We start from the raw sequence: 24385 nt of genomic DNA on the forward strand, positions 1-24385 counted from the left end.
TGAAAACGTCTTTCGCCATTTCCGGCATTTGCATTATTGGCTAGCGTTCGCGCTGGTCAGGACGTTTTCGCCTCTTCTTCACCAAAGACAGGTTGAACGCCCGGGCCAGCAGGCCAGGGGAGAGTTATGTCTGATCTCACGTTGAAGTCCGAGGCATTCAAGGGCTTGCGCCTTACCAATACGCTGACGCGCACGAAGGAGGACTTCGTGCCGATCGATCCGCAAAACGTGCGGATGTATGTCTGCGGCCCGACGGTCTACGACTTCGCCCATATCGGCAATGCGCGGCCCGCGATTGTCTTCGACGTGCTGTTCCGCCTGCTGCGCCATGTCTACGGCGAGGATCACGTGACCTATGTGCGCAACCTCACCGACCTCGACGACAAGATCAACGCGCGTGCCTTGCGCGACTTCCCCGAATTGCCGCTCAACGAGGCGATCAGGCGCGTCACCGAAAAGACGGCCAACCAGTATCAGGCTGACGTCAAGGCGCTCGGCTGCCTTGAGCCGACGGTCGAGCCGCGGGCAACCGAGTTCGTCCAGCCGCGCGCCGACGGCCGCGCCGACATGATCACCTTGATTCAACGCCTCATCGAACGCGGCCATGCCTATGAAGCGCAAGGCGAAGTCCTGTTCGACACCGGCTCGATGGAGGACTACGGCCAACTGTCGAAGCGCAATCTCGACGAGCAGCAGGCCGGCGCCCGCGTCGAGGTCGAGGCGCACAAGAAGAACCCAGGCGACTTCGTGCTGTGGAAGGCATCGTCGGCCGACGAGCCGGGCTGGTTTAGCCCCTGGGGGCGCGGCCGTCCGGGCTGGCACATCGAATGCTCGGCGATGTCGGCGGCCTATCTCGGCGACGTCTTCGACATCCATGGCGGCGGGCTCGACCTGATCTTCCCGCACCACGAGAACGAGATCGCCCAGTCGCGCTGCGCCCACGGCACCGAAATGATGGCCAATTACTGGATGCACAACGGCTTCCTGCAGGTCGAGGGCCAGAAGATGTCCAAGAGCCTGGGCAATTTCTACTCGATCCACGAGTTGCTCGAGACCGAGAATTTCGGTGGCCGCAAATGGCCGGGCGAGGTGCTCAGGCTGGCAATGCTGATGACGCATTACCGCGAGCCGATCGACTTTTCCGTGCGCAAGCTGGAGGAGGCGGAAAACACGCTGCGCAAGTGGAAGCGCGCGGCCGACAGCGCCGGCGCGGCCGAAGCTGAAGTGCCGGCTGCGCTGATCGCGGCACTCAGTGACGACCTTGCTACGGCGAGCGCGTTCCAGGGGCTGTCGCAACTGGCGGGAGAGGCGGGTGCGGACGCGCAGGCCGCGGCCGAACTCAAGTCGGCGCTGCTGTTCCTCGGCTTCACGCTGGAAGCCGCCGAAGTGGACGAGACGGAGGTGGCAGCAACCATCGCGCGCCGGTTGGAACTGATCAACGCCAAGAACTGGGCCGAGGCGGACCGCATCCGCGACGACCTTCTGGCGCAGGGCGTGCAGCTCAAGGACGGGAAGGATCCGGTGAGCGGTGAGCGCGTGACGACGTGGGAAGTGAAACGGTGATGATGGCGCTGTCCGGTGTGGATAGGGCGGGGCTGCACGCCCCCCTCTGCCCTGCCGGGCATCTCCGGCGCTGGGCGGTCGTCTTGACGGAGAGGTCTGCGGGGCATCACCCCCCTCTGTCCTGCCGGACATCTCCCCCGCAAGGGGGGAGATTGGCGGCGGCGCCCGCGCTGCTTTTTCTGCAACGTCGGCGATTGGCGAAGGTCGACGTGAGAGTTGATGTCCCCCCTTGCGGGCGAGATGTCCGGCAGGGCAGAGGGGGGTGTGACAGATCACAGCCTTTGACCTCGCAGCGCAGGGTGGGGACCTGAGCATGGGCCACGACCTCGTCCCCCGGCGTCAGCGCAAGAATGCCAAGGCCATGCATCATGTCATGACCGAAGCCGAACTGAAGCTATGGAACGAGTTGCGCGCGCACAGGCTGCTGGGGCTGGGGCTTCGACGGCAAGTGCCGATCGGGCCGTACATTGTCGACTTTGCCTGCTCGTCACATCACCTGATCGTCGAGGTCGACGGCAGCCAGCACGCGCAGGCTGAACAAGCCGAACACGATTTGGCGAGGTCCACGTACCTCCAGGCAAGCGGCTGGACCATCCTCCGCTTCTGGAACGACGACGTGCTTCGCGATATCGATAACGTCTGCCACCATATCGTGATCTCGGCCGGCCACGGCGGAACGGCCGGCGGCATGAAGGAGGAGTTCGTGCAATGATCGACCATACGGGCATTTCGGTTCAGGATTTCGACACCGCGAGGGCCTTTTACGACAAGGCGTTCGCGCCGCTGGGCGCATCGCTGCTGATGATGGTGCCGCCCGAGCATACCGGCGGCGTCAAGGTCGGCGGCTATGGCCGCGAGCGGCCGGTGTTCTGGCTGCACGAGGCGGAGGCCGGCCCTGGCCGTCACTATGCGTTCGCGGCGCGCAGCCGCGCCGAGGTCCATGCGTTTCATGCCGCCGCCATCGCCGCCGGCGGCAGGGACAATGGCGGGCCGGGGCCTCGTCCGCATTACCATCCCGACTATTACGCGGCCTTTGTCTTCGATCCCGACGGTAACAACATCGAGGCGGTGTGCCATGCGCCGGCGTGAAGGACTGAAGCCATGAGCCTCGACAACCGGCCTGTCTATTCCGGCGGCTGCCAGTGCGGCGCCGTGCGCTTTCACATCGAGGGAGCGCTCGGCGACGCTTCGGTCTGCCACTGTCGCATGTGCCAGAAGGCGTTCGGCAATTTCTACGCCCCGCTGGTGTCGGTGCGGCAGGCGAGGCTGACCTGGACGCGCGGCGAGCCGAAGAAATTCCGCTCGTCGAACTTTGCCTTCCGCGGGTTCTGCGGCGACTGCGGCACGCCGCTGAGCTATGAGGCGCCGGATGGCGTGGCCCTGGCGATTGCCGCTTTTGACGATGCGGAGGAGATCGCGCCGGCCATGCAGTGGGGCCTTGAGGGCAAGCTGCCCTATGTCGACCATATCCATGAATTGCCGGGCTATTCGACCGAGGAAGACCCCGACGCGGCGGATTTCATCAACGACATCGTCTCCTACCAGCACCCCGACCACGACACCGAACAATGGCCACCGGAGAACAGGTCATGACCGAGACAGTTAGAACCGGCGGCTGCCAGTGCGGCGCCGTGCGTTTTCGCATCAAAGGCGCTCTCGGGCGCACGTCGATCTGCCATTGCCGCATGTGCCAGAAGCAGTTTGGCTCATTCTTCGGCGCCTTCGTCGCGGTTCCGGCCGATGGCGTCGAGTGGATCCGCGAGGAGCCGAGCTACTTCCAGTCGTCGGTCAACATCGCGCGTGGCTTCTGCCAGCGCTGCGGCACACCGATGACCTATCGCCAGCCTGGTGAGCTCGAGATCGCCATCGGTGCCTTCGACGACCGTTCCGACCTGGCGCCTGCGGTCCAGATCAACCATGGCGCGCGGCTGCCCTGGGTCGAGGCGATCTTTGCCGCGCCGGTGCACGACAACCCGGACTACTACAGGCGGCAGGAGCAGATCATCTCCTTCCAGCATCCCGATGAAGAGACGGCCAACTGGCCCGAGCATGGACTGAAGCTATGACGACCGAACTGCGCGGCCTCTATCCCGAGATCGACCCCTTCGATAGCGGCATGCTCGATGTTGGTGACGGCCACCAGGTCTATTGGGAGCGCTCGGGCACCAGAGGCGCCAAGCCGGTGGTGTTCCTGCACGGCGGCCCGGGCGGGGCGACCTCGCCCAAGCATCGCCGGCTGTTCGATCCCAAGCTTTACGACATCATGCTGTTCGATCAGCGCGGCTGCGGCAAGTCCGTGCCCAACGCCTCGCTGGAGGCCAACACGACCTGGCATCTGGTCGCTGACATCGAGCGGCTGCGCGAGATGGCAGGCCACGACAAGTGGCAGGTGTTTGGCGGCTCCTGGGGCTCGACGCTGGCGCTGGCTTATGCCGAAACGCATCCCGACAGGGTAAGCGAACTGGTGGTGCGTGGCATCTACACGCTGACCCGCGCCGAGCTCGAATGGTACTACCAGTTCGGTGTCTCCGAGATGTTCCCCGACAAGTGGGCGCGTTTCGTGGCCCCTATCCCCGAGGCCGAGCGCGGCGACATGATGGGCGCCTACCGCAAGCGGCTGGTCGGCGACGACCGCAAGGCGCAGGTCGAGGCAGCGCTTGCCTGGAGTCTGTGGGAGGGCGAGACGATCACGCTGCTGCCCGACCCCGAAACCAGCGGCAAGTTCGGCGAGGACGATTTTGCGGTCGCCTTCGCCCGCATCGAGAACCATTATTTCGTCCATGCCGGCTGGATGGACGAAGGCCAGCTCATCCGTGACGCCCACAAGCTGCGCGACATTCCCGGCGTCATCGTCCATGGGCGCTATGACATGCCGTGCCCGGCGAAATATGCCTGGGCGCTGCACAAGGCCTGGCCGCAGGCCGAGTTCCACTTGATCGAAGGCGCGGGCCACGCCTTTTCGGAGCCGGGCATCCTCGATCAGCTGATCAGGGCGACCGACAGGTTTGCAGGGAAATGACCATGCGCGAACGCATCTATCTCTTCGACACGACGCTGCGCGACGGCCAGCAGACGCCGGGCATCGACTTTTCCGTCGAGGACAAGATTGCGATCGCCGCCATGCTCGACGAGTTCGGTCTCGACTATGTCGAGGGCGGTTATCCCGGCGCCAATCCCACCGACACGGCCTTCTTTGCCGAAAAGCGGACGCGGCGGGCGAAATTCGTCGCCTTCGGCATGACCAAGCGGGCAGGGGTGTCGACCTCCAACGATCCGGGCCTTGCCACGCTGCTGCAGGCCCGGTCGGACGCGGTCTGCTATGTCGCCAAGAGCTGGGACTATCACGTTCGCGTCGCGCTCGGGGTCACCAACGAGGAAAACCTCGAATCGATCCGCGCCTCGGTCGAGGCCGCGCGCGACGCCGGCAAGGAGCCGATGGTCGACTGCGAACACTTCTTCGACGGTTTCAAGGCCAATCCCGACTACGCGCTGGCCTGTGCCCGCACCGCCTACGATGCCGGCGCGCGCTGGGTGGTGCTGTGCGACACCAATGGCGGCACCCAGCCGTCTGAGGTGCGCGAGATCGTGGCCAAGGTGATCGGGTCCGGCATTCCCGGCGCCAATCTCGGCATCCATGCCCATGACGACACCGGCCAGGCGGTGGCGAATTCGCTGGCTGCCATCGAGGCCGGCGTGCGCCAGGTGCAAGGCACCATCAACGGCATCGGCGAGCGCTGCGGCAACGCCAACCTGGTGACCATCATCCCGACGCTGGCGCTGAAGCCGCATTTCGCCGGGCGTTTCGAGACGGGCGTTTCGGACGAGGCGTTGACCGGCATCTCGCGGCTTTCCCGCGCCTTCGACGAACTGCTGAACCGCGCGCCCGAGGCGCAGTCGCCCTATGTCGGCGCGTCCGCCTTCGCCACCAAAGCCGGCATCCATGCTTCGGCCATCGCCAAGGAACCCAAGACCTACGAACACGTGCCGCCGGAAGCCGTCGGCAACCGACGCAAGGTGATGGTCTCGGACCAGGGCGGCAAGGCCAACTTCGTCGCGGAATTGAAGCGGCGGGGCATCGACGTGCCAAGGGAAGACCGTCGGCTCGACGCGCTGATTGCGGTGGTCAAGGAGCGCGAGGCCGAGGGCTACGCCTATGAGGGCGCCGACGCCAGCTTCGAGCTTCTGGCGCGCGGGATGCTGCACACCGTGCCGGATTTCTTCCGCGTCACGTCGTTCCGCTGCCTTGTCGAACGGCGCTTCGACGCCAACGGCAACCTCAAGACCGTGTCGGAAGCGGTGGTGAAAGTCCTGGTCGACGGCGAGGAGAAGATGTCGGTGGCCGAGGGCGACGGCCCGGTCAACGCGCTCGACATCGCCCTGCGCAAGGACCTCGGCAAGTTCCAGCACGAGATCGGCGACCTGGAACTGGCCGACTACAAGGTGCGTATCCTCAATGGCGGCACCGAGGCGATAACCCGCGTGCTGATCGAATCGCACGACGGCACCGGCGCGCGCTGGTGGACGGTTGGCGTATCGACCAACATCATCGACGCTTCGTTCCAGGCGCTGATGGATTCGATCATCTACAAGCTGATGAAGAACCGCGACATGGCGGGCTTGGTTGCGGCGGAGTAGAGAGCGGTTTGCATGGTTGGGCCAGCCAAGGCAGCTGGCCCGATCCATTGATCCATCAATGAAAAGCCGATGGACCATCAGAATTTTGAAATGGCATGGCCGGGCTGGCGGGCGCATAGGTTCGCGCCATGAGCACGAACACGCCTGCGATTTCTCGCGACGAAGCCACGCGCGGCTTCCTTTTTGCCCTTTCTGCCTATCTGATGTGGGGTGTCTTGCCCTTCTATATGAAGGCAGTGGCGCATATCCCGACGCCCGAGGTGATCGCCCACCGCATCACCTGGTCGATCCCGATCGCAGCACTCCTGCTGTGGTGGCTCGGGCGGACCTCCGACATCAGGCAGGCGCTGCGGACGCCGCGGACGCTGGCGATGGGCACGCTGACGGCAGCGCTGATCACCATCAACTGGGGCGTCTATGTCTGGGCGATCGGCAACGACCGCGCGCTCGAAACCGCTCTCGGCTACTATATCAATCCGCTGTTCAGCATCTTTCTCGGCGCCGTCGTTTTGGGCGAGAGGCTGACGCGGGCGCAGATGGTGGCGATCGCGCTGGCGGTGGTCGCGGTGGCATTGCTGACCTGGGAAACCGGCGGCCTGCCGTGGGTCTCGATCGTGCTGGCGCTGTCCTGGGGCTTCTATGCGCTGTTCAAGAAGACGCTGCCGATCGGTCCGGCGCAGGGCTTCTTCCTCGAGGTGCTGATCCTCGGACTGCCGGCGCTCGGCTACATCTTTTACCTGCAGTCGACCGGAGTCGGCCATTTCGGCACCACCGGCATGACCGACGTCTGGCTGATGCTCGGTTGCGGTGTCGTCACAGCCGTGCCGCTGATCCTGTTTGCCAACGGCGCCAAGCTTTTGACGATGTCGACCATTGGCATCATGCAGTACATCGCGCCGACGATGATCTTCGTCATCGCCGTCTTCATCTTCAAGGAGCCGTTCTCGAGCGAGCGTGCCGTTGCCTTTGCGCTGATCTGGCTGGCGCTGGCGATCTACACCTGGTCGATGTTCTCCGAACGGGCGAAGAACGGCTAAGGCTCAGGTGAGACCGGCCCGCCAGCGGCGGGCCGGAACCTTCGGGATCGGTGCCCGGAAATTCACATCTTGTCGATGAGCGACTGCACGCCTTCGGTGGGTGTGGAATCGGTGCCGGCGGCGACCAGGATGGCCGAAACCACGGCCTCGGGTTCGTCGACCACCAGCGGCTGGACCAGATGCGAGGTGTGCACGAAGCCCTCGGCCTTCATGTGGTCGAGCAGGGCCAGCATCGGATTCCAGAAACCCTTGACGTTGGCGAAGACGATCGGCTTGCGGTGATGGCCGAGCTGCGCCCAGGTCATGATCTCGACGATCTCCTCGACCGTGCCAATTCCGCCCGGCAGCGCCACGAATGCGTCCGATTTCTCGAACATAAGGTGCTTGCGCTCGTGCATGTTGTCGGTGATGACGGTTTCGTCGAGCCGGGTCAGCGCCGTTTCGGTGGCTTCCTTGTTCATCAGGAAGCGCGGGATGATGCCGGTGACCTTGCCGCCGGCGCGCAGCGCACCATCGGCGACCGCACCCATGATGCCCTTGGTGCCGCCGCCATAGATCAGCCGCAGGCCGGCCTTGGCGATTGAATGGCCGAGCAGATGTCCGGCCTTGACATAGACCTCGTCGCGGCCCGGAGAGGAGCCGCAATAGACGCAAATGGATCGAATCTTGTTCATGGCCTGATTGGGTATTGCGTCTGCACGCAGGGTCAAGCCCGGACGGGCTTTTTCTTGTCGCTGCCGGCAAAACAAGGTAGACCCGTTGCGCGGCTAGGGGCAGGGAAATATGGCAATTAATCCGTTGAAGATATTCCTATTGGCAGCCGGCGGCTCGGCCGCGGCAGCCACGGTTGCGTATGTGTCGGGCGCGCTCGATCCTTATCTTGCGCCGCCGGCCGCGATAGCCTCGCTGCCGACGCCCAGTTCGACCACGCCAGCCGCCGACAAGCCAGCCGAACCGGCAAAGCCGGCAGCCGAGGCGCCGGCGGGGGCTGCCCCGGCGGTCGTCGCGCCATCCTTCGACGTCGTGCGCGTCGAGGACAATGGTGCTGTCGTCATCGCCGGCAAGGCCGCGGGCGGTGCCAAGGTAGAGATCGTGACCGGATCGCAGGTAATCGGCGCTGCTGTGGCCGGTGCCGACGGCGATTTCGCTGTTGTGCTGGACAAGCCGCTGAAGCCGGGCGACTACCAGATCGTGCTGCGCGCCACCGCGCCCGACAACGTCGTGGCGACGTCGACCGAAACGGCGGTGGTTTCGGTGCCGTCCGAGCCGGGCGGCCAGGTTCTGGCGCTGGTGGAGGAACCGGGCAAGCCGGCGGAACTGATCACCGTGCCCAAGCCTGCCGAGGCCCCGAAGCAACCCGCCGCCGAGCAGCCCGCCAATGCGCCGGCGACCACGCCCGAAGCGCAGACCGCGACGCAGCCGGCTCCAGCCACGTCGGACGCGCCGACCGCGCAGGCAAAGGTGGTTGTCGAAGCCGTCGAGATCGAAGGCAAGAAGATCTTCATCGCCGGCGCGGCCGATGCCGGCCGCAAGGTGCGCGCCTATGCCAACGAGATCCTCATCGGCGAAACGCAGACCTCGCCGGACGGGCGCTTCCTGATCGAGGCGGAACGCGAATTGCCGGTGGGCGACTACATCATCCGCGTCGACGCGCTCGAGCCGGATGGCGTCAAGGTGGTGGCCCGCGCGGCGGTGCCGTTCCAGCGCGAGCCGGGCGAGTCGATCGCAGCCGTTGCGCCGCAGGAGCCGGCGAAGCAGCCGGCAGCAGCACAGCAGCCCGAGGCCAAGCCTGAAGCGGCAGCGCCGGCCCCAGTGACCGGCGAGGCGCCGGCGGCACCCGCTGCCTCCGAAGCAAAACCCGCCGATGTCGCCGCGGCACCCGCAATGCCCGAGGCGACGGCCCCCAAGCTGGAGGCCGTGAACGGCGCCGTGATCATCCGGCGCGGCGATTCCCTGTGGCGGATTTCGCGCCGCGTCTACGGCCATGGCGTGCGCTACTCGAACATCTACCTCGCCAACCAGGATCAGATCCGTGACCCAGACCGCATCTGGCCGGGACAGGTGTTCCGCGTGCCCGAAAAATCCAAGGAAGGCGAGGCTGCGAACATGGATGCGATGGGCGAGCAGGCGATGCCGGCGCCCAAGCCATAGGGCTTTCGGGACCGGATTTGCCGACGTCCCGGTTGCGCGAACGAAATTCATCGTCTATCGTCGATAGACGATGAAAACTTTCCCATTGCCGCAGAATTGCGCCGCCTCCGCCGAGGACGTGGCGCAGAAGCTCGCCGCGCTCTCGCATCCGGCACGGCTTGCCATCCTGCGGCGGCTGGGCGGCGGCAGATCGTGCTGTTGCAAGGAAGTGGTCGAGCATCTCGACCTTGCGCAGTCGACGGTTTCGCAACACCTGAAGATCCTCGTCGAGGCGGGACTGGTCCGTTATGCGCCGGAGCGGCAACGCTCGCGCTACCAGATCGACCCGGCGGCGCTGGCCGCCGTTTCCGCATCCGTCTCGGCGCTCGTCGAATCCTGCTGCGCCGATGAAGGCGCAGACATCTAATCAAGGCAAGAACATTGGCTAGCAAGACCGTCTCAGCCGATCGTGGCTCGACTTTCAGCACGATCAGGAACCTTTGGCCCTATATGTGGCCGCAGGACAGACCAGACCTCAGGGCGCGCGTCGTCTGGGCGACCGTGTTCCTCGTCGTTGCCAAGCTGACGCTGGTGGCCGGGCCCTATTTCTTCAAATGGGCGACCGACGCGCTGGCCGGCGACCAGCGTTCCCCGCTGCCGTTGCCGGCGTTCCTGGTGGCGCCGGTGATGCTGGTGGTTGCCTACAATGTCGTCCGCATCGTCCAGCTCGGCTTCAACCAGCTGCGCGACGCGCTGTTTGCCCGCGTCGGGCAGTATGCGGTGCGCCAGCTTGCCCACCGCACCTTCGTACACATGCACCAGCTGTCGCTGCGCTTCCATCTCGAGCGCCGCACCGGCGGGCTGTCGCGCATCATCGAGCGCGGCACCAAGGGCATCGAGACCATTGTCCGCTTCACCATCCTCAACACCGCGCCGACGGTGCTCGAATTCGCGCTGACGGCCGGCATCTTCGGCTTCGCCTATGGCTGGAAATATGTGGCTGTCGTGGCGGCCACCGTCTGGATCTACACCTGGTTCACGGTGCGCGCGAGCGACTGGCGCATCGGCATCCGCCGTGAAATGAACGATTCCGACACTGACGCCAACACCAAGGCGATCGACTCGCTGCTCAATTTCGAGACGGTGAAATACTTCAACAACGAGGCTATGGAGGCCGCGCGCTTCGACCGCTCGATGGCGCGCTACGAGACGGCGGCAACCCGTATCTGGACGTCGCTCGGCTGGCTGAACTTCGGCCAGGGCGTCATCTTCGGGATCGGCATGACCATCGTCATGGGCATGTCGGCGCTGGAGGTCATGGCCGGTACCCAGACAGTGGGCGATTTCGTCTTCATCAACGCCATGCTGATGCAGCTTTCCGTGCCGCTCAACTTCATCGGCTTCATCTACCGCGAAATCCGCCAGGGCCTGACCGACATCGAGCAGATGTTCGACCTGCTCGACGTCGAGCAGGAGGTGGTCGACAAGCCGGGTGCCAGGGCGCTGGAGATCGGCAGCGGCCGGGTCGAGTTCCGCGACGTGCATTTTGCCTACGACCCCAACCGCCAGATCCTGAAAGGTGTCAGCTTCGAGGTTCCGGCCGGCAAGACGGTGGCGATCGTGGGACCATCGGGTGCTGGCAAGTCGACGATCTCCAGGCTGCTGTTCCGCTTTTATGACATCCAGCAGGGTGCCATCCTGATCGACGGCCAGGACATTCGCGACGTCAGCCAGGAGAGCCTGCGCGGCGCCATCGGCATGGTGCCGCAGGACACCGTGCTGTTCAACGACACCATCGCCTACAACATCCGCTACGGCCGCGTGAATGCCGACGAGGAAGACGTGCGCAAGGCGGCCGAACTGGCCCAGATCGCCGGCTTCATCCAGCGCCTGCCCGACGGCTACAAGGCGATGGTCGGGGAGCGCGGCCTCAAGCTCTCGGGTGGCGAGAAGCAGCGGGTGGCGATTGCCCGTACCATCCTCAAGGCGCCGCCCATCCTGATGCTGGACGAGGCGACGTCGGCGCTGGACACCCAGACCGAGCAGGAGATCCAGAGCGCGCTCGACCTGGTCAGCAAGGGGCGCACGACGCTTGTCATCGCGCACCGCCTGTCGACGGTCATTTCCGCCGACGAGATCATCGTGCTGGCCGACGGCAGCATCGCTGAGCGCGGCACCCATGCCGAACTGCTCGGCAAGCGCGGCCTCTACGCCTCGATGTGGGACCGCCAGCGCGAAGCGACCGAGGCCGAGGAAAGGCTGCGCCAGGCGCGCGAGGGCGATGAACTCGGCGTCGTCGTGCGCCGCCGCACTCCCGAGGTCACCGGCGGGGCCTGATACAGCTCAGGCAGCCCGCGCGCCCATCGCGTTTGCGGCGTCCTCCTCGATCAGCGACCGGTGGATGGAAAGGGCCGCAAGGGCGCCGTCCGCTGAAGCCAGCGTGATGTTGTGCATTTCGGTGGCGGCATCGCCCGCGGCAAAGACGTTGCGGACCGTCGTCTGCTTGAAACCGTCGGTGCGGATCTTGACGCCAAGGCGCGTTTCGTCGAAGGCGCAGCCGATCTGTTGCGCCAACGGACTGGCCATGCGCAAGGGCGCCCCGATGAACAGCGCCTTGACCGGCGCCAGCCTGCCGTCGGCGAGGCGCACGCCGTCGATTGCCGGGGCAGGGCCTTCGACCGCCGTGAATGGCGTGTCCTCGATCCGCACCTTGCGGGCGGCGAGCAAGGCGGTGCTGGCATCGTCGAGCGGGAATTCTGCGCTCGCAAAATAGATCGTGTCGCCCCAGTCGGCCAGAAGCGAAGCCTGGTGATGGGACAGCGCAGTGGTGGCGAGCACGCCGATCGGGCCGCCGCCGATTTCATAGGCGTGGCAATATGGACAGTGCAGCACGGTCTTGCCCCAGCGCTCGACGAGGCCGGGAATGGCCGGCAGGTCGTCGTGCACACCGGTGGCGATGAGCATCCGCCGGCCCTGGTGCCGCGTCCCGTCGGCAAGACTGACCGTGACGCCTTCTTTCGTTGTTTCGGCGGCGATTGCCTCGCCGGAGACGAACGAGGCGGACGGATAGGCAAGAAACTGCGCCCTGGCCTCTGCCAAGAGGTCGCTGCCGGCGCGGCAGTCATGCCCGAGCACGCCATGCGAATGGGTGGCGAAGCGGTTGCGTGGCTTGCCGGCGTCGATCACCAGCACGCGCCGGCGAGTGCGGGCCAGGACCAGGGCGCCGGCGAGGCCGGCAAAGCTGCCGCCGACGATGATGGCGTCATGCTGCATCGTGATTTCCTTTTGCATGTTGTGCGTGGTCCGCCATCCGGCGGCTGAAATCGGCGGCGAGATCGCTGAGCCGGATCTGTCCGAACCGTTCGAGCAGCAGCGCCTGCGCCTCGCGAAACGTGTCGTCGAGTGCGTGATTGACAGCCTGTTCGACCAGGCAGCCGGGGCTTTCGGTGGCCGGGCTGAGCGGGAGCAGCACCGGTTCGCCCAGTGCCAGGTGGATGTCGCGCAGGCTGACCGAGGCGAGGTCGCGCGCCAGCGTCCAGCCGCCGCCATGACCCCGCTCCGATGTCACCAGACCGGCCTCCCGCAGGCCAGCCATCGTCCGGCGCACGACCACGGGGTTGGTGCGCAGGCACATCGCGAGTTGGTCGGACGTCATCGGCTTGCCGTGATCTGCCATGTGAAGCAGGGCGTGCAGGGTCGCGGAGAGGCGGCTGTCGTGTTTCATGTAACTTTTGTAGTTACGAGACTTCGAGCAGTCAAGCTGGTGCCGCCACCCCTCGCGTCACCTGGTCACCGGCAGGCAATGTCGCGTTGCGGCGGCCAGAGCTTTCCGGTAAGCACTCCAGGACTTCAACAGCAACGGCCACCCCTTCATGAGCATAGCCGACACGATCCGCAACGCCTTCGTTCCGGTCCATCGCGAGGGGTACCCCTTCATCGCCGGATTCGCGGCGGTCGCCATCCTGCTCGGCTTCTTCTCGACGTCGCTGTTTTGGATCGGGGCGATCCTCACGGCCTGGTGCGCCTATTTCTTCCGCGACCCCGAGCGCGTGACGCCGGTGGACGACAGGCTCGTGGTCAGCCCCGCCGACGGCGTGGTTTCGGCCGTCGGCCCCGCCGTGCCGCCGCGCGAACTCGGCTTGGGCAACGCCGAAATGACCCGCATCTCGGTGTTCATGGACGTCTTTTCCTGCCACGTTAACCGCGCCCCGGTGCGCGGCAAGATCGTCCGCATCGAACACCGTCCGGGCAAGTTCCTCAACGCCGAACTCGACAAGGCGAGCCAGGAAAACGAGCGCAACGGTATCGTCATCGACAGCCCCAACGGCCAGGTCGCCGCAGTCCAGGTCGCCGGCCTCGTGGCGCGGCGCATCGTCTGCTGGGCCGATGTCGGCGGCAACATCGCCGTGGGCGAGCGCTTCGGCCTGATCCGCTTCGGCTCGCGCGTCGACGTGTTCCTGCCCGCAGGGGCTGTACCGCGCGTCGCCGTCGGCCAGACCGCGGTGGCCGGCGAAACCACCCTTGCCGAGTTCGGCGGCACCAGCCACGCACCGCTGGTGCGGGTGTCCTGAGGACGGCGCCGGTGTCATCCTTCAAACCCTTCGAGCCGCATGGAAGCGGTGGACCGCGCATCCGCGAGATTCCGCTGCGCATGGTGCTGCCCAACCTGATCACTGTGCTGGCGATCTGCGCCGGCCTGTCGGGCATCCGGCTCGCCTTCCAGGACCGGTTTGAATCGGCCGTCGTGATGGTGCTGCTGGCAGCCTTCCTCGACGGCATCGACGGCCGTCTCGCCCGCATGCTGAAGGCGACCTCGCGGTTCGGCGCGCAGATGGATTCGCTCGCCGACATCGTCAATTTCGGCGTCGTTCCGGCGCTCGTGCTTTATGCCTACCTGCTCGACAAGGCCGGCTCCCTGGGCTGGATCGCGACGCTGCTGTTCGCCATCGCCATGGGCCTGAGGCTCGCGCGCTTCAACGTGCTCGACGAGGACCTTGATCGCCCGGCATGGCAGGCCGAATATTTCGTCGGCGTGCCGGCACCGATCGGAGCCATCACCTTGATGCTGCCGATGTATCTCGGCTTCCTCGGCCTCGAGGGCACGCGCACGGTAGCCTATGTCGCCACCGGCTTCGCCATCCTCGTCGCCTTCCTGCTGGTCAGCCGGCTGCCCGTCTATTCCGGCAAGAAGCTGAGCATTCGCAGGGAATACCTGCTGCCCGTCATGCTGATCGCCGTGTTTTACGTGCTGCTGCTGACTGTCTATCCCTGGCAGACTTTGACGGCGTCGGTGATCGGCTACCTGATCTTCTTGCCGCTGAGCGCCAGCGCCTATGCCCGGCGTGCCAGGATCGAGGGCGAGAAGGCCGCGGCTGCTGCCGCCGAGGCAGCCGAAGCCGCGGACGAGAGCAAGCCGGCGGGTTAGGCTGCCAGCCCCAGTTGCTCGATGGCCATGTGGCGCGCAGCGACATAGTCGGTCTTGCCAGAGCCGAGCACCGGGATCTCGCGCACCTTGATGATGTCGTGCGGGACCATCAGGTCGGCGGCGCCGGCCTGCTTGCCGTAGAGGCGCAGTGTTTCGGGGTCGGCATTGCCGGCGGTGGTGACGAGCACGATGCGCTCGCCCTTGCGCTTGTCGGGAACGGCAACGGCGGCATGGCGTTCCTCCGGCCACAGCGCCTGCACCAGCATTTCGACGGCGCCGAGCGAGACCATTTCGCCGGCGATCTTGGCAAAGCGCTTGGCGCGGCCGCGGATGGTGAGGAAGCCCTCGCGGTCGACCGAGACGATGTCGCCGCTGTCGTGCCAGCCTTCGAGCGGTTGCAACTCGCCCGGCCGGTCGGCGGTCATGTATCCCATCATCAGGTTGGGGCCGTTGAGCCAGAGCCGCCCGCCTTCGCTGACGCCCTCGACCTCTTCGAGCCGCATGCGCATGCCGGGCAACAGGCGTCCCACGGTGCCGTCGCGGCCATGGGTCGCGGTATTGACGGCCACCACCGGCGCTGCCTCGGTCAGGCCGAAGCCCTCGATGATCTCGGCGCCGAATCGATCGCGCCAGACGCGCCGCGTTTCCGCCCGTACCGGCTCGGCGCCGGCAACGACGAAGCGCAGGCTGGAGAAGTCGCCATCCTCGGCGGTGCGGGCATAGGCGGCCAGGAAGGTGTCGGTGCCGAACATGATGGTCGGGCGGATCTTGCGCGCGACGTCGGGGATGAGCTTGTAGTGCAGCGGCGAGGGGTAGAGGAATAGCCGCACGCCGGTGACGAGCGGCAGGATGGTGCCGCCGGTGAGGCCGAACGAGTGGAAGACCGGCAGCACGTTGAACAGCTTGTCGGCCGGCGAGATGCCGATGCGGGCCTCTGCCTGCATCGCATTGGCGACCAGATTGCGGTGCGACAGCACGACGGCCTTGGGCATGCCTTCGGAACCCGAGGTGAACAGGATGACGGCCGGCCTGGCGGCGTCTTGCGGCTGCAGCGGGCGCCGCCATTGAACGGCTGCAACGGCCTTTTCGATGGCCGTGATGCTGTCTCGCAGCTCTTCCAGCCAGACCATCCGCGCGCCGGCCTGCTCGGCGGCGACGACGATATCGGCAAGGTCGGCCTTCTGGATGAAGGCGCGCGACGAGACGATGGTCTTGATGGCGGCGGTCTTCACCGCCGAGGCGACATTGCTGGCGCCGGCGGTATAGTTGATCATGGCGGCCACGCGGCCTGCCGAGACGAGGCCGAGCAAGGTCAGCACCACGCCATTGGCATTGGGCAGCAGCACGCCGACCGCTTCGCCGTGGCTGGTCTGGGCCTCGAGGCGCCTGCCCAGCACGCGCGTGCCGGTCAGCAGCTTGCGGTAGCTGAGCGCGCCGCCGACGACATCCTCGACGATCGGGCGCGAGGCGCCGTAGCGGTCGGCCGCATCGCGCACGGCGTAGAACAGACCCCGGTCGAGGTCGGTTCCGGCAAGCCTCGCCTCGGCAAAACGGTCGAACAGGGCGTTTGCGGTCGTGGTTTGGGAATAGCCGGCACGCTGGAGCAGTTCGGCCATGGTCATCGGCGCAAGGGCTGCGATCCGGAGGCGCGGGAACCAGCCGCGCGGGGCGCGTTCGGCAGGTGTCAGCGAAAATGGCAGATGGCGCGCGCCGCCGACGAAGATCGGAACGATCCGGGCGTCGGCCTGCATTGCGATGCGGGCGACGGCGCGAAACAGCCGGAACGACTTGACGTCGGGCTCGACGGTGTCGGGCAGGTAGACGGCGAGGCGGCCCTTGCCGCGCAGCACGCGCACGAGGCGACGGCTGACGAAGACATGTTCGGCGTTGAAGGCGATGGTGCGGCCGAGTTCACGCCATGGCTCGAGCCAGACGGCGCGGGCGGACGCGTCGTCGAGGATGTGCAGCGTCTGCTCCGGCAGCAGGGACAGCATCAGCGCCGGTTCGAGCCGGGACTGGTGCGACACGACATAGATGACCGGTGCCTCGGCGTCCCGCGCCTGGCGCATGGCCTTGTCGTGGACGCGCCACAGCAGCTTGAGCGGCAGATAGAGCAGCCCCTGGCGCAGGCGGATGCCGAGCGTGTAGGTCAGGTAGCCCGCGGCAAGCATCCATGCCGCGACCAGACCGAGCAGAATTGCACTGGCCAGGACCATGCCGCACCTCCCAATGCACGCGACGCCCCACCGCGCGCACAGAAACTAGACGATGCCGACGCCACGTCAATGCGCATCGTCCCCGCCACCCCTGGGGTTCAGGACAGGAAAAAGCCGGTCTTGCGACCGGCTTAAAGCAAAGGGACGGGTGGAGGGGATGGGGGGATGGGGCAACCCGTCCTGAGGCCAATAACGTCGATCCCGCGATTTGGTTCCACGCCAGTTCAGGCTTTCTGCGAATCTTTTTCCATGCTGGTATCGTGCATGGGCGGCGGCATCTGCGCGCCGGGCCAGTCGCGCCAAGTGTGCCAGAATACGGCGGCCATCACGACAGCCCCGCCCGCGAGGCTCGCCAGCGGCGGCAGTTCGGCGAGGAAAAGCCATGCAAAGACGATGCCGAACGGCACTTCGGCCGTGCCCAGCAGCCCTGCTTCGGCAGCGGGAATGCGGCGCGCGCCTTCGGTCCACAGAACCACCGCCAGCGCGAAGGTGAAGCCGAAAATGGCGAGCACGGGGATGTCCTGGCTTGGCACGGCGAGTGGATCGGTGACGAACCAGGCGGGAAACACGCCGAGGAATGCCGAAACGGCACCGGCCCACACCACGGACGCATTGCGAAAGCGGCGGACAAGGGTTGCGTAGAGCGCGAATGTGAAGGTCATCAGCAGCGCCAGCATGTCGCCGAAGGCGTGGCCACCGCCCAATCCGGTCCAGACCATGACGGCGACGCCGACGAGGCAGATCGCTGCCGCGATTGCCGTCTGGCGGCGAAAGACCTCGCCGACGATCAGCCAGGCGAGCAAGGCGACGACGAAGGGCACGGTGGCATAAATGACGACGACATTGGCGACATAGGTGTTCTTGAAGGCGGCGATGAAGGCGATGCTGGCGAAGGTGCCCAGTATGGCCAGCATCCAGCCTCGCCAGCCGAGGTCGAGGCTTTCGCCATGGCCGGCGCGACGGCGCCAGAGGACGTAGGCCGTGATCAGGAGCCCGCCGACCAGTCCGCGCCATGAGGTGATGGTCAGGGGATCGGCGTCGATCGATTTGGTGAGGATCCCTGAAAGGGCGAAAACCGCCGCCGACAGCGTGACGAGCAGGACGCCGAGCCGGTGTTCCGAGGCGCCGTCGAAGCTGTCGGTGACCATGCCTGCCTCCTGCAAAACAAGCTTAGATTATCGCATCGCTCCTGCCAGCCTGCTGTCATGAGCCAAGGCGCATTTGCTGTGCTAGAATCGTCGGAGTTTGCCGGGAGAAGATCATGGATGCCGCGGGACTGAAGGCGCTGCAGGCGCCCCTGAAGGATGCCTATCGCGAGGATGCCGGCCGGGGGCTGATCACCCTGCGCGCGGCCGGCGCTGTCGACGACAGTTCCATCGCCTGCAAGGTCGAGACGGGCAGGGCGATCGTGACGGCCGGGCTGCACCCGGCAACCGGCGGCAGCGGGCTGGAGCTCTGCTCCGGCGACATGCTGCTCGAGGCGCTCGTTGCCTGTGCCGGAGTGACCTTGAAGGCGGTCGCCACGGCGCTGGAATTCAGGCTCGGCGAGGCCACGGTCTCGGCCGAGGGCGATCTCGACTTTCGCGGCACGCTGGGTGTCGCCAAGGATGCACCGGTCGGCTTTCGCGCCATCCGGCTGGCCTTCAAGCTCGATACCGACGAGCCCCAGGACCGCATCGACGCCCTGATCAAGCTGACCGAGCGCTACTGCGTCGTCTTCCAGACGCTGAACGTTCGGCCGGACCTTTCGGTATCGGCCGAACGCTAGGTTGATGCAGCCTGCTCAGTTCGTGGCGAAGCAGTAGAACAGGCCGTCGCCACCGGTGCCCTTCAGGGCTTCCTGGCCGCATCCGCCGCGCGAGGCATGCGAGGAATTCCACGACTTGGCCGCCGCCGAGTCGTCGAGGCCCATGCGGTCGTGATGGCCCATCATGGCAACGCCGTCGCCGTCGCTGGTCCAGTTGTTGCAGGACTGGTCGGCGGCCTTGGTGCCGTCAGGCATCGACCCGGTCAGGATGTCGTGCTTGTTGGGCTGGTCGCCGCGGCCGTTGATGGTGTTGCCCTTCTCGTCGAGTGCGGTTTCCTTGTTGATGTTGTTGGCGTCGCTGTGCAGCGAGGCGACATCGTCGGCGATCTTCTGGCCCTTGGCGTTGGACCATGGACCGCTGCCGATGCGATCCTTGGCGTCGGTGTCGCTGGTCGAGAGATAGGCATGCCAGGTCTTGCCGGTCGAGCCGGCAGCTTCGGCGAGGCTCTGGCATTGGGCGTCGGCGCCTGCCAGGCCACCGAGATTTGCACCCTTGCCCAGCCCGACGCTGGTCACGAAAAAGCTCATCGTGTTGTCCTGGGCGCTGGCGGTGAGAAGGCCCGAGCACAGTGCCGCGGACAGGATGAGGATGCGTTTCATCGATCGTTCCTCCCTAGTTTGTCGATTGAGGCGCAAGGCTAGGGCGAGCCGAAATCAACGGCCAATCACGCTTGCGTGTCGCCTACATCGGCCAGACGAGCAGCAGCATCGGCACCGCCACCATGATGACCAGCAGCGACAATGGCAGCCCGAGGCGCGGGTAGTCGGAGAACTTGTAGCCGCCCGGTCCCATCACCAGCGTATTGCACTGGTGGCCGATCGGCGTGAGGAAGTCGCATCCGGCGCCGATGGCGACGGCCATCAGGAACGCTTCCGGCTGGTAGCCGAGCGAACTGGCGAAACCGGCCGCGATGGGAGCCACCACGAGCACCGTCGCTGCATTGTTGAGGAACGGCGTGACCGCCATGGCCACGACCATGATCAGGGTCAGTGCGCCCGCTGGTGGCAAGCCGGCGGCGAATTCCGCCAGCCAGGCCGAAATGACGTCGGTGGCGCCCGTCCGCCGCAAGGAATCGCTGACGGGAATGAGGGCTGCGAGCATCACCAGGATCGGCCCGTCGATGGCGCCATAGACCTCGCGCATCGGGATGACGCGGAACAGGACCATGGCAACGGCAGCCGAGAAGAAGGCCAGTGGGACGGGCAGCAGGCCGAAGGCGGTCGCCGCCATCGCGGCGGTCAGGATCGCCAGCGGAACGATGCCACGGCGGACGCTGCCGAGCAGGATCGGCCGCTCCGCGAGCGGCAGGCAGCCGAGTTCGCGCAAGATCTCTGGCAAGGTCTGCGGATTGCCCTGAAGCACAACAACGTCGCCCATGCGCAGCGTGACCGCGCCGAGGCGCTCCTGGATGCGCTCGCCCTTGCGGCTGACAGCCAGCAGGTTGACGTTGAATCGGTCGTAGAGCGCAAGCCTCTGGGCCGATCCGCCGATCAGGCTCGAATTCTCGCCGATGATCGCTTCGACGGCCGCCGCGGCGTGCTGGCCGCCGGCGGAAGCGCGGCTGCCGGTGACGCTGAGCTTGGCCTGCGCCACCATGCGATCGAGCACGTCAGGGGCGCCCTCGATCAGCAGGATGTCGCCCTCGCGGAGCACGACGTCCGGAAAGGGCGTGATGTGCAGCGCCCGCGACCGCAGGATCGACGTCACCACGGCTCGGCTGCCGCCGAGCTTGAGCAGGTCTGCCAGTGATTTGCCGACGACGGCGGAGTCGGCGACGATCCGGGCTTCGGTGACGTAGTTGTCGATGTCGATGGCCTCGTGGATGGAGGCCGAGGCGCGCGTGCGGACGGGCAGAAGCCAGTAGAACAGCACCAGGAAGACGATGCCGGCGGCAGCAAGAGCCGCACCCACCGGCGTGAAGTCGAACATAGAGAAGGCTTCGCCGGTCATCTCCTGGCGCACGCGCGAGACGACGATGTTGGGCGAGGTGCCGACCAGAGTCATCAGGCCGCCGAGCAGCGAGCCGAAGGCCATCGGCATCAGGAAGACCGAGGGCGAGACGTTGGAGCGTCGCGCGAACTGGAAGGCGATCGGGATCATGATCGCCAGCGCGCCGATGTTCTTCACGAAGGCGGAAAGCAGGGTGACGACGATGACGAGCAGCGCCAGTTGTGCCCTGACGCTGGAAACGTCGGGGGCGAAGCGCTGGATGGCATATTCCATGATGCCCGAGCGGGCGACGCCGGCGCTGACCAGAAGCGCCGAGCCGACGATGATGACGATGTCGTCGCCAAAACCGCTGAAGGCTTCCGCCTGCGGCACGATGCCGGCGGCAACGGCGACGATCAGGGCGCCGCAGGCGACCAGATCATAACGGAATCGACCCCAGATGAACGCTGCCATCATCAGTACGATGACGGCGAGGGACATCAGCTGGTCTGTCGTCATGCGGTCGATGTCCCCACATTCGTCGAATGGCGATGTTCAACGCGGCAGCAGTGCGATCGTTGCCTCGTCGCGGCCACCGGTGCAAGGCGCCGCGGCGGCAGCAGATGTTCAGGCCGGCTGCTGGTAGGACACCCAGCGCTGTTCGCGGGCCTGATAGATCAGGCCGGTCTGGCTGAGTGCAGGGTCGACCATCGACAGGATGTGGGCCGCGACCTCGGAGGGGTGCGGCACCGTTTCGGGGTTCTCGCCCGGCATCGCCTGGGCGCGCATAGCCGTGCGGGTCCGGCCCGGGTCGAAGGCGTTGACGCGAAGCCTCAGGTTGCGCGTTTCGTCGGCCCATGAGCGCATCAGCGTCTCGGCCGCAGCCTTGGAGGCGGCGTAGGGAGCCCAGAAGGCGCGCGCCGAATGGGCGGCATTGGAGGTGACGATGACGGCGCGGCCGGCATCGGAGAGGCGCAGCAGCGGATCGACCGAGCGGATCAGCCGCCAGGTGCCGGTCACGTTGACCGCCATCACCTTGTCGAAGACCTTGGCTTCGACGTGGCCGATGGGCGCGATGACGCCGAGGACGGCGGCGTTGGCCATCAGGATGTCGAGCTTGCCCCAGCGTTCGTGGATCGAACCGCCAAGCCGGTCGATGCCGGTCATGTCGGTCAGGTCGAGCGGGACGAGCGTCGCCTGGCCGCCGGCAGACTTGATCTCGTCGTCGAGTTCTTCGAGACCGCCGACCGTGCGCGCAACCGCGATGACATGCGCGCCAGCGGCTGCCAACTGCTTGGCTGCATTGTAGCCGATGCCGCGCGAGGCGCCGGTGACAAGGGCGATGCGGCCGGAGAGGTCGGGAGTCGTGGTCATGCGGGCACCCAATTCGAGCTGGTCGATCCGCTGCCTGATAGGACGATTTCGCCGCGAACAAAACCCCGCAACGCACAATGAAGACCGACTATGTGTCGCAAGCAGTGAAATTCCCCGCCAGCAATGTCGGAAACGCCTGCGCCCCATCGTCCTCGGTCAAGAACGAAGTTCCCGGAGGTACGAGCATGAGCAGAACCGTTGCAATCCTTCTCGCCCGACTGATCTTCGCCGGCGCTTTTGCCATGGCGGCTGTCTTCAAGTTCGCTGGAATGGAACAAACCGCCGTCTACATTGCGGCTGCCGGCTTTCCCTTTCCGCTGTTTCTGGCCTGGCTTGCGGCCATCTTCGAAGTTGGCCTGGTGGCGGCGTTCCTGACGGGCGCCTTCTTTTCGGAAGCGGCTTTGCTTGCCGGGGCCTATGTGATCTTCCTGGCCTTCGCCTTTCACGGCCCCGCGCTCTGGCAGGCAAACCAGGCCGAGTTCGGCTTCTTCGTCGACCACTTCACCTTCTTCGCCGGACTGCTGTTCGCAGCCGTCCACGGTCCAGGTGAAAAGCTGGCGATGGGGCTGGGCTTGATCTGGAAGCGCGGGACGGCCTCCGGGAACTGACACGGAAGCCGGAAGTCAGCGCCAGGAGGCGCTAGCCGCCGTTGTTTGCCAGCAGCGACAGGGTGCGGACATTGTCCGAGCCTTCGAGGTCGGCAAGGCGCGTCGGGTACTGCCCAGAGAAGCAGGCATCGCAGAATTGCGGCTGTTCGTTGTCGCGGCCGGGTTCGCCGACGGCACGGTAGAGACCGTCCATCGACAGGAAGCCGAGCGAATCGACGCGGATGAACTCGGCCATTTCCTCGATCGTCATGCGCGAGGCCAGCAGCTTGGACTTTTCCGGCGTGTCGACGCCGTAGAAGCAGGAGGCGCGGGTGGGCGGCGAGGCGATGCGCATGTGCACCTCCTTGGCGCCGGCGTCGCGCACCATCTGCACGATCTTCTGGCTGGTGGTGCCGCGGACGATGGAATCGTCGACCAGCACCACGCGCTTGCCCTCGATCATGCGGCGGTTGGCGTTGTGCTTGAGCTTGACGCCCATGTGGCGGATCGAATCGCCGGGCGAAATGAAGGTACGCCCGACATAGTGATTGCGGATGATGCCGAGCTCGAAGGGCAGACCAGCCTGCTGCGAGAAGCCGATGGCGGCCGGCGTGCCGGAATCGGGCACTGGCACGACGATGTCGGCCTCGACCGGGCTCTCGATGGCGAGTTCGGCGCCGATGCGCTTGCGCACGTCATAGACGTTGCGGCCCTCGACCGAGGAGTCGGGACGGGCGAAATAGACATATTCGAAGATGCAGAAGCGCGGCTTCTGCTGCTCGAACGGGAAGATGCTCTCGATGCCCTTGGAGGTGACGATCACCATCTCGCCGGGCTTGAGGTCGCGCACGAAACGCGCGCCGATGATGTCGAGCGCGCAGGTTTCGGAAGCGAGGATCCAGGCGCCGTCGAGGTCGCCGAGCACCAGCGGGCGGATGCCGAGCGGGTCGCGGCAGCCGATCATCTTCTTCGACGACAGTGCCACCAGGGAGAACGCGCCTTCGACCTGGCGCACGGCATCGATGAAGCGCGAGTTGAGGTCGCGTTCCTTGGATGTCGCGACCAGGTGCAGGATGGTTTCGGTGTCGGAAGTCGACGAGAAGATCGAGCCCTGCTTCTGCAAGGCGCGCTGTACCGTCATGGCATTGGTCAGGTTGCCGTTGTGGGCCACCGCGAAGCCGCCGTCGGAAAGCTCGGCAAAGAAGGGCTGCACGTTGCGCATGCCGGCGCCGCCGGTGGTGGCATAGCGGGTGTGGCCAATGGCGCGGTTGCCGTTCAGCCTGTCGATGACCGATTGCTTGGTGAAGGTGTCGCCGATCAGGCCGATATGGCGTTCGACGTGGAACTGGCTGCCATCGTAGGAGACGATGCCGGCGGCTTCCTGGCCGCGATGCTGGAGCGCATGCAGGCCCAGCGTGACGATGGCCGCTGCGTCCTGCCGGCCAAATATGCCGAACACGCCGCATTCATCGTGGAAATGATCATCAGCCTCGGCGGAGAGAGGTGTTTCTGCGTCAACCATCGGGTCACGGTCTCGTGTCGGAAAGCCGTCATATAGGGCATGCCGACCGGCAATACCATCACCAATTTTAGCAGGCCTTGTCGCAGGCGGATGGCCGGCCTCGAAGTGACGGGGGCATCGCCTGCGCAGGAAGCGAACCTGCGCAGGCGATTTGGCTTA

24 protein-coding genes are annotated in these 24385 nt (G+C 65.7%); 15 read left to right on the plus strand and 9 right to left on the minus strand.

Features of this window, described 5'->3' with window-relative positions:
• Nucleotides 1–126: 126 nt before the first annotated feature.
• The 8 genes from cysS to rarD all read left to right on the plus strand — a co-directional run bounded on the left by cysS (nt 127) and on the right by rarD (nt 7235).
• Entirely contained in the window at nt 127–1563 is a 1437-nt protein-coding gene (gene cysS, locus ASC75_RS18870; protein WP_055978599.1) for a cysteine--tRNA ligase, read from the plus strand.
• Between the two features lie 313 nt (nt 1564–1876).
• Complete coding sequence (locus tag ASC75_RS18875) at nt 1877–2275, plus strand: endonuclease domain-containing protein (RefSeq protein WP_055978601.1); 399 nt, start codon at nt 1877–1879, stop codon at nt 2273–2275.
• Entirely contained in the window at nt 2272–2652 is a 381-nt protein-coding gene (locus ASC75_RS18880) for a VOC family protein (protein WP_055978603.1), read from the plus strand. The genes ASC75_RS18875 and ASC75_RS18880 overlap by 4 nt, the downstream gene beginning before the upstream one ends.
• 12 nt (nt 2653–2664) lie before the next feature.
• Nucleotides 2665–3156 carry a GFA family protein gene (locus tag ASC75_RS18885; RefSeq protein ID WP_055978606.1) on the plus strand — a complete coding sequence of 164 codons (492 nt, stop codon included), beginning with the start codon at nt 2665–2667 and terminating at the stop codon, nt 3154–3156.
• Nucleotides 3153–3629, plus strand: coding sequence for a GFA family protein (locus ASC75_RS18890; protein WP_156381321.1), 477 nt, complete (start codon nt 3153–3155; stop codon nt 3627–3629). The genes ASC75_RS18885 and ASC75_RS18890 overlap by 4 nt, the downstream gene beginning before the upstream one ends.
• Nucleotides 3626–4582, plus strand: coding sequence for a prolyl aminopeptidase (gene pip / locus ASC75_RS18895; RefSeq protein WP_055978609.1), 957 nt, complete (start codon nt 3626–3628; stop codon nt 4580–4582). The genes ASC75_RS18890 and pip overlap by 4 nt, the downstream gene beginning before the upstream one ends.
• Nucleotides 4579–6198, plus strand: coding sequence for a citramalate synthase (gene cimA, locus ASC75_RS18900; protein ID WP_055978612.1), 1620 nt, complete (start codon nt 4579–4581; stop codon nt 6196–6198). Before pip ends, cimA begins: the two co-directional genes overlap by 4 nt.
• A gap of 128 nt (nt 6199–6326) precedes the next feature.
• Nucleotides 6327–7235, plus strand: coding sequence for an EamA family transporter RarD (gene rarD, locus ASC75_RS18905; RefSeq protein ID WP_055978613.1), 909 nt, complete (start codon nt 6327–6329; stop codon nt 7233–7235).
• Nucleotides 7236–7297: 62 nt separating this feature from the next.
• Here the strand turns inward: rarD and ASC75_RS18910 are convergent, their stop codons facing one another.
• Nucleotides 7298–7909 carry a TIGR00730 family Rossman fold protein gene (locus ASC75_RS18910; RefSeq protein WP_055978615.1) on the minus strand — a complete coding sequence of 204 codons (612 nt, stop codon included), beginning with the start codon at nt 7907–7909 and terminating at the stop codon, nt 7298–7300.
• 109 nt (nt 7910–8018) lie between these two features.
• Here ASC75_RS18910 and ASC75_RS18915 point away from each other — a divergent pair, with 109 nt between their 5' ends.
• From ASC75_RS18915 to ASC75_RS18925, 3 genes are all read left to right on the plus strand, one after another.
• A complete protein-coding gene (locus ASC75_RS18915; RefSeq protein ID WP_055978618.1) occupies nt 8019–9386 on the plus strand; it encodes a LysM peptidoglycan-binding domain-containing protein in 1368 nt (455 codons plus the stop codon).
• A 70-nt stretch (nt 9387–9456) separates the two neighbouring features.
• A complete protein-coding gene (locus tag ASC75_RS18920; protein WP_055978621.1) occupies nt 9457–9792 on the plus strand; it encodes a metalloregulator ArsR/SmtB family transcription factor in 336 nt (111 codons plus the stop codon).
• A gap of 14 nt (nt 9793–9806) precedes the next feature.
• Nucleotides 9807–11702 (plus strand): ABC transporter ATP-binding protein/permease, encoded by a 1896-nt coding sequence (locus tag ASC75_RS18925; protein ID WP_055978623.1) that lies wholly within the window; start codon nt 9807–9809, stop codon nt 11700–11702.
• Nucleotides 11703–11708: 6 nt separating this feature from the next.
• On the opposite strand, the gene ASC75_RS18930 is transcribed toward ASC75_RS18925, so the two are convergent.
• Together ASC75_RS18930 and ASC75_RS18935 are read right to left on the minus strand one after the other, a co-directional pair.
• The gene (locus tag ASC75_RS18930) at nt 11709–12638 is read right to left on the minus strand and encodes an NAD(P)/FAD-dependent oxidoreductase (protein WP_055978625.1); all 930 of its coding nucleotides are present in this window, start codon (nt 12636–12638) and stop codon (nt 11709–11711) included.
• Nucleotides 12628–13089, minus strand: coding sequence for an Rrf2 family transcriptional regulator (locus ASC75_RS18935; protein WP_055978627.1), 462 nt, complete (start codon nt 13087–13089; stop codon nt 12628–12630). Before ASC75_RS18935 ends, ASC75_RS18930 begins: the two co-directional genes overlap by 11 nt.
• Before the next feature lie 148 nt (nt 13090–13237).
• Here ASC75_RS18935 and ASC75_RS18940 point away from each other — a divergent pair, with 148 nt between their 5' ends.
• The gene (locus ASC75_RS18940; protein ID WP_055978629.1) at nt 13238–13936 is read left to right on the plus strand and encodes a phosphatidylserine decarboxylase; all 699 of its coding nucleotides are present in this window, start codon (nt 13238–13240) and stop codon (nt 13934–13936) included.
• An 80-nt stretch (nt 13937–14016) separates the two neighbouring features.
• Nucleotides 14017–14790, plus strand: a complete 774-nt coding sequence (locus ASC75_RS18945) for a phosphatidylcholine/phosphatidylserine synthase (protein ID WP_244487890.1) — start codon at nt 14017–14019, stop codon at nt 14788–14790.
• On the opposite strand, the gene ASC75_RS18950 is transcribed toward ASC75_RS18945, so the two are convergent.
• Nucleotides 14787–17006 carry an AMP-binding protein gene (locus tag ASC75_RS18950; RefSeq protein WP_055978634.1) on the minus strand — a complete coding sequence of 740 codons (2220 nt, stop codon included), beginning with the start codon at nt 17004–17006 and terminating at the stop codon, nt 14787–14789. The genes ASC75_RS18945 and ASC75_RS18950 overlap by 4 nt on opposite strands.
• Nucleotides 17007–17230: 224 nt before the next feature.
• Entirely contained in the window at nt 17231–18154 is a 924-nt protein-coding gene (locus ASC75_RS18955; RefSeq protein WP_055978636.1) for a DMT family transporter, read from the minus strand.
• Between the two features lie 113 nt (nt 18155–18267).
• On the opposite strand from ASC75_RS18955, the gene ASC75_RS18960 reads away from it, so the two are divergent.
• On the plus strand, nt 18268–18774 hold the full coding sequence (locus tag ASC75_RS18960) for an OsmC family protein (protein WP_055978639.1): 507 nt from the start codon (nt 18268–18270) through the stop codon (nt 18772–18774).
• A 15-nt stretch (nt 18775–18789) separates the two neighbouring features.
• On the opposite strand, the gene ASC75_RS18965 is transcribed toward ASC75_RS18960, so the two are convergent.
• The 3 genes from ASC75_RS18965 to ASC75_RS18975 all read right to left on the minus strand — a co-directional run bounded on the left by ASC75_RS18965 (nt 18790) and on the right by ASC75_RS18975 (nt 22117).
• The gene (locus ASC75_RS18965) at nt 18790–19413 is read right to left on the minus strand and encodes a hypothetical protein (RefSeq protein ID WP_055978642.1); all 624 of its coding nucleotides are present in this window, start codon (nt 19411–19413) and stop codon (nt 18790–18792) included.
• Between the two features lie 82 nt (nt 19414–19495).
• Complete coding sequence (locus tag ASC75_RS18970) at nt 19496–21262, minus strand: SLC13 family permease (RefSeq protein ID WP_055978644.1); 1767 nt, start codon at nt 21260–21262, stop codon at nt 19496–19498.
• A 108-nt stretch (nt 21263–21370) separates the two neighbouring features.
• Nucleotides 21371–22117, minus strand: coding sequence for an SDR family NAD(P)-dependent oxidoreductase (locus ASC75_RS18975; RefSeq protein WP_055979238.1), 747 nt, complete (start codon nt 22115–22117; stop codon nt 21371–21373).
• 185 nt (nt 22118–22302) lie between these two features.
• On the opposite strand from ASC75_RS18975, the gene ASC75_RS18980 reads away from it, so the two are divergent.
• A complete protein-coding gene (locus tag ASC75_RS18980) occupies nt 22303–22725 on the plus strand; it encodes a DoxX family protein (RefSeq protein ID WP_055979241.1) in 423 nt (140 codons plus the stop codon).
• Between the two features lie 31 nt (nt 22726–22756).
• Here the strand turns inward: ASC75_RS18980 and purF are convergent, their stop codons facing one another.
• Nucleotides 22757–24226 carry an amidophosphoribosyltransferase gene (gene purF / locus ASC75_RS18985; RefSeq protein ID WP_055978646.1) on the minus strand — a complete coding sequence of 490 codons (1470 nt, stop codon included), beginning with the start codon at nt 24224–24226 and terminating at the stop codon, nt 22757–22759.
• Nucleotides 24227–24385: the final 159 nt, after the last annotated feature.

This window comes from Aminobacter sp. DSM 101952, assembly GCF_001424795.1.
Classification (GTDB): domain Bacteria; phylum Pseudomonadota; class Alphaproteobacteria; order Rhizobiales; family Rhizobiaceae; genus Aminobacter; species Aminobacter aganoensis.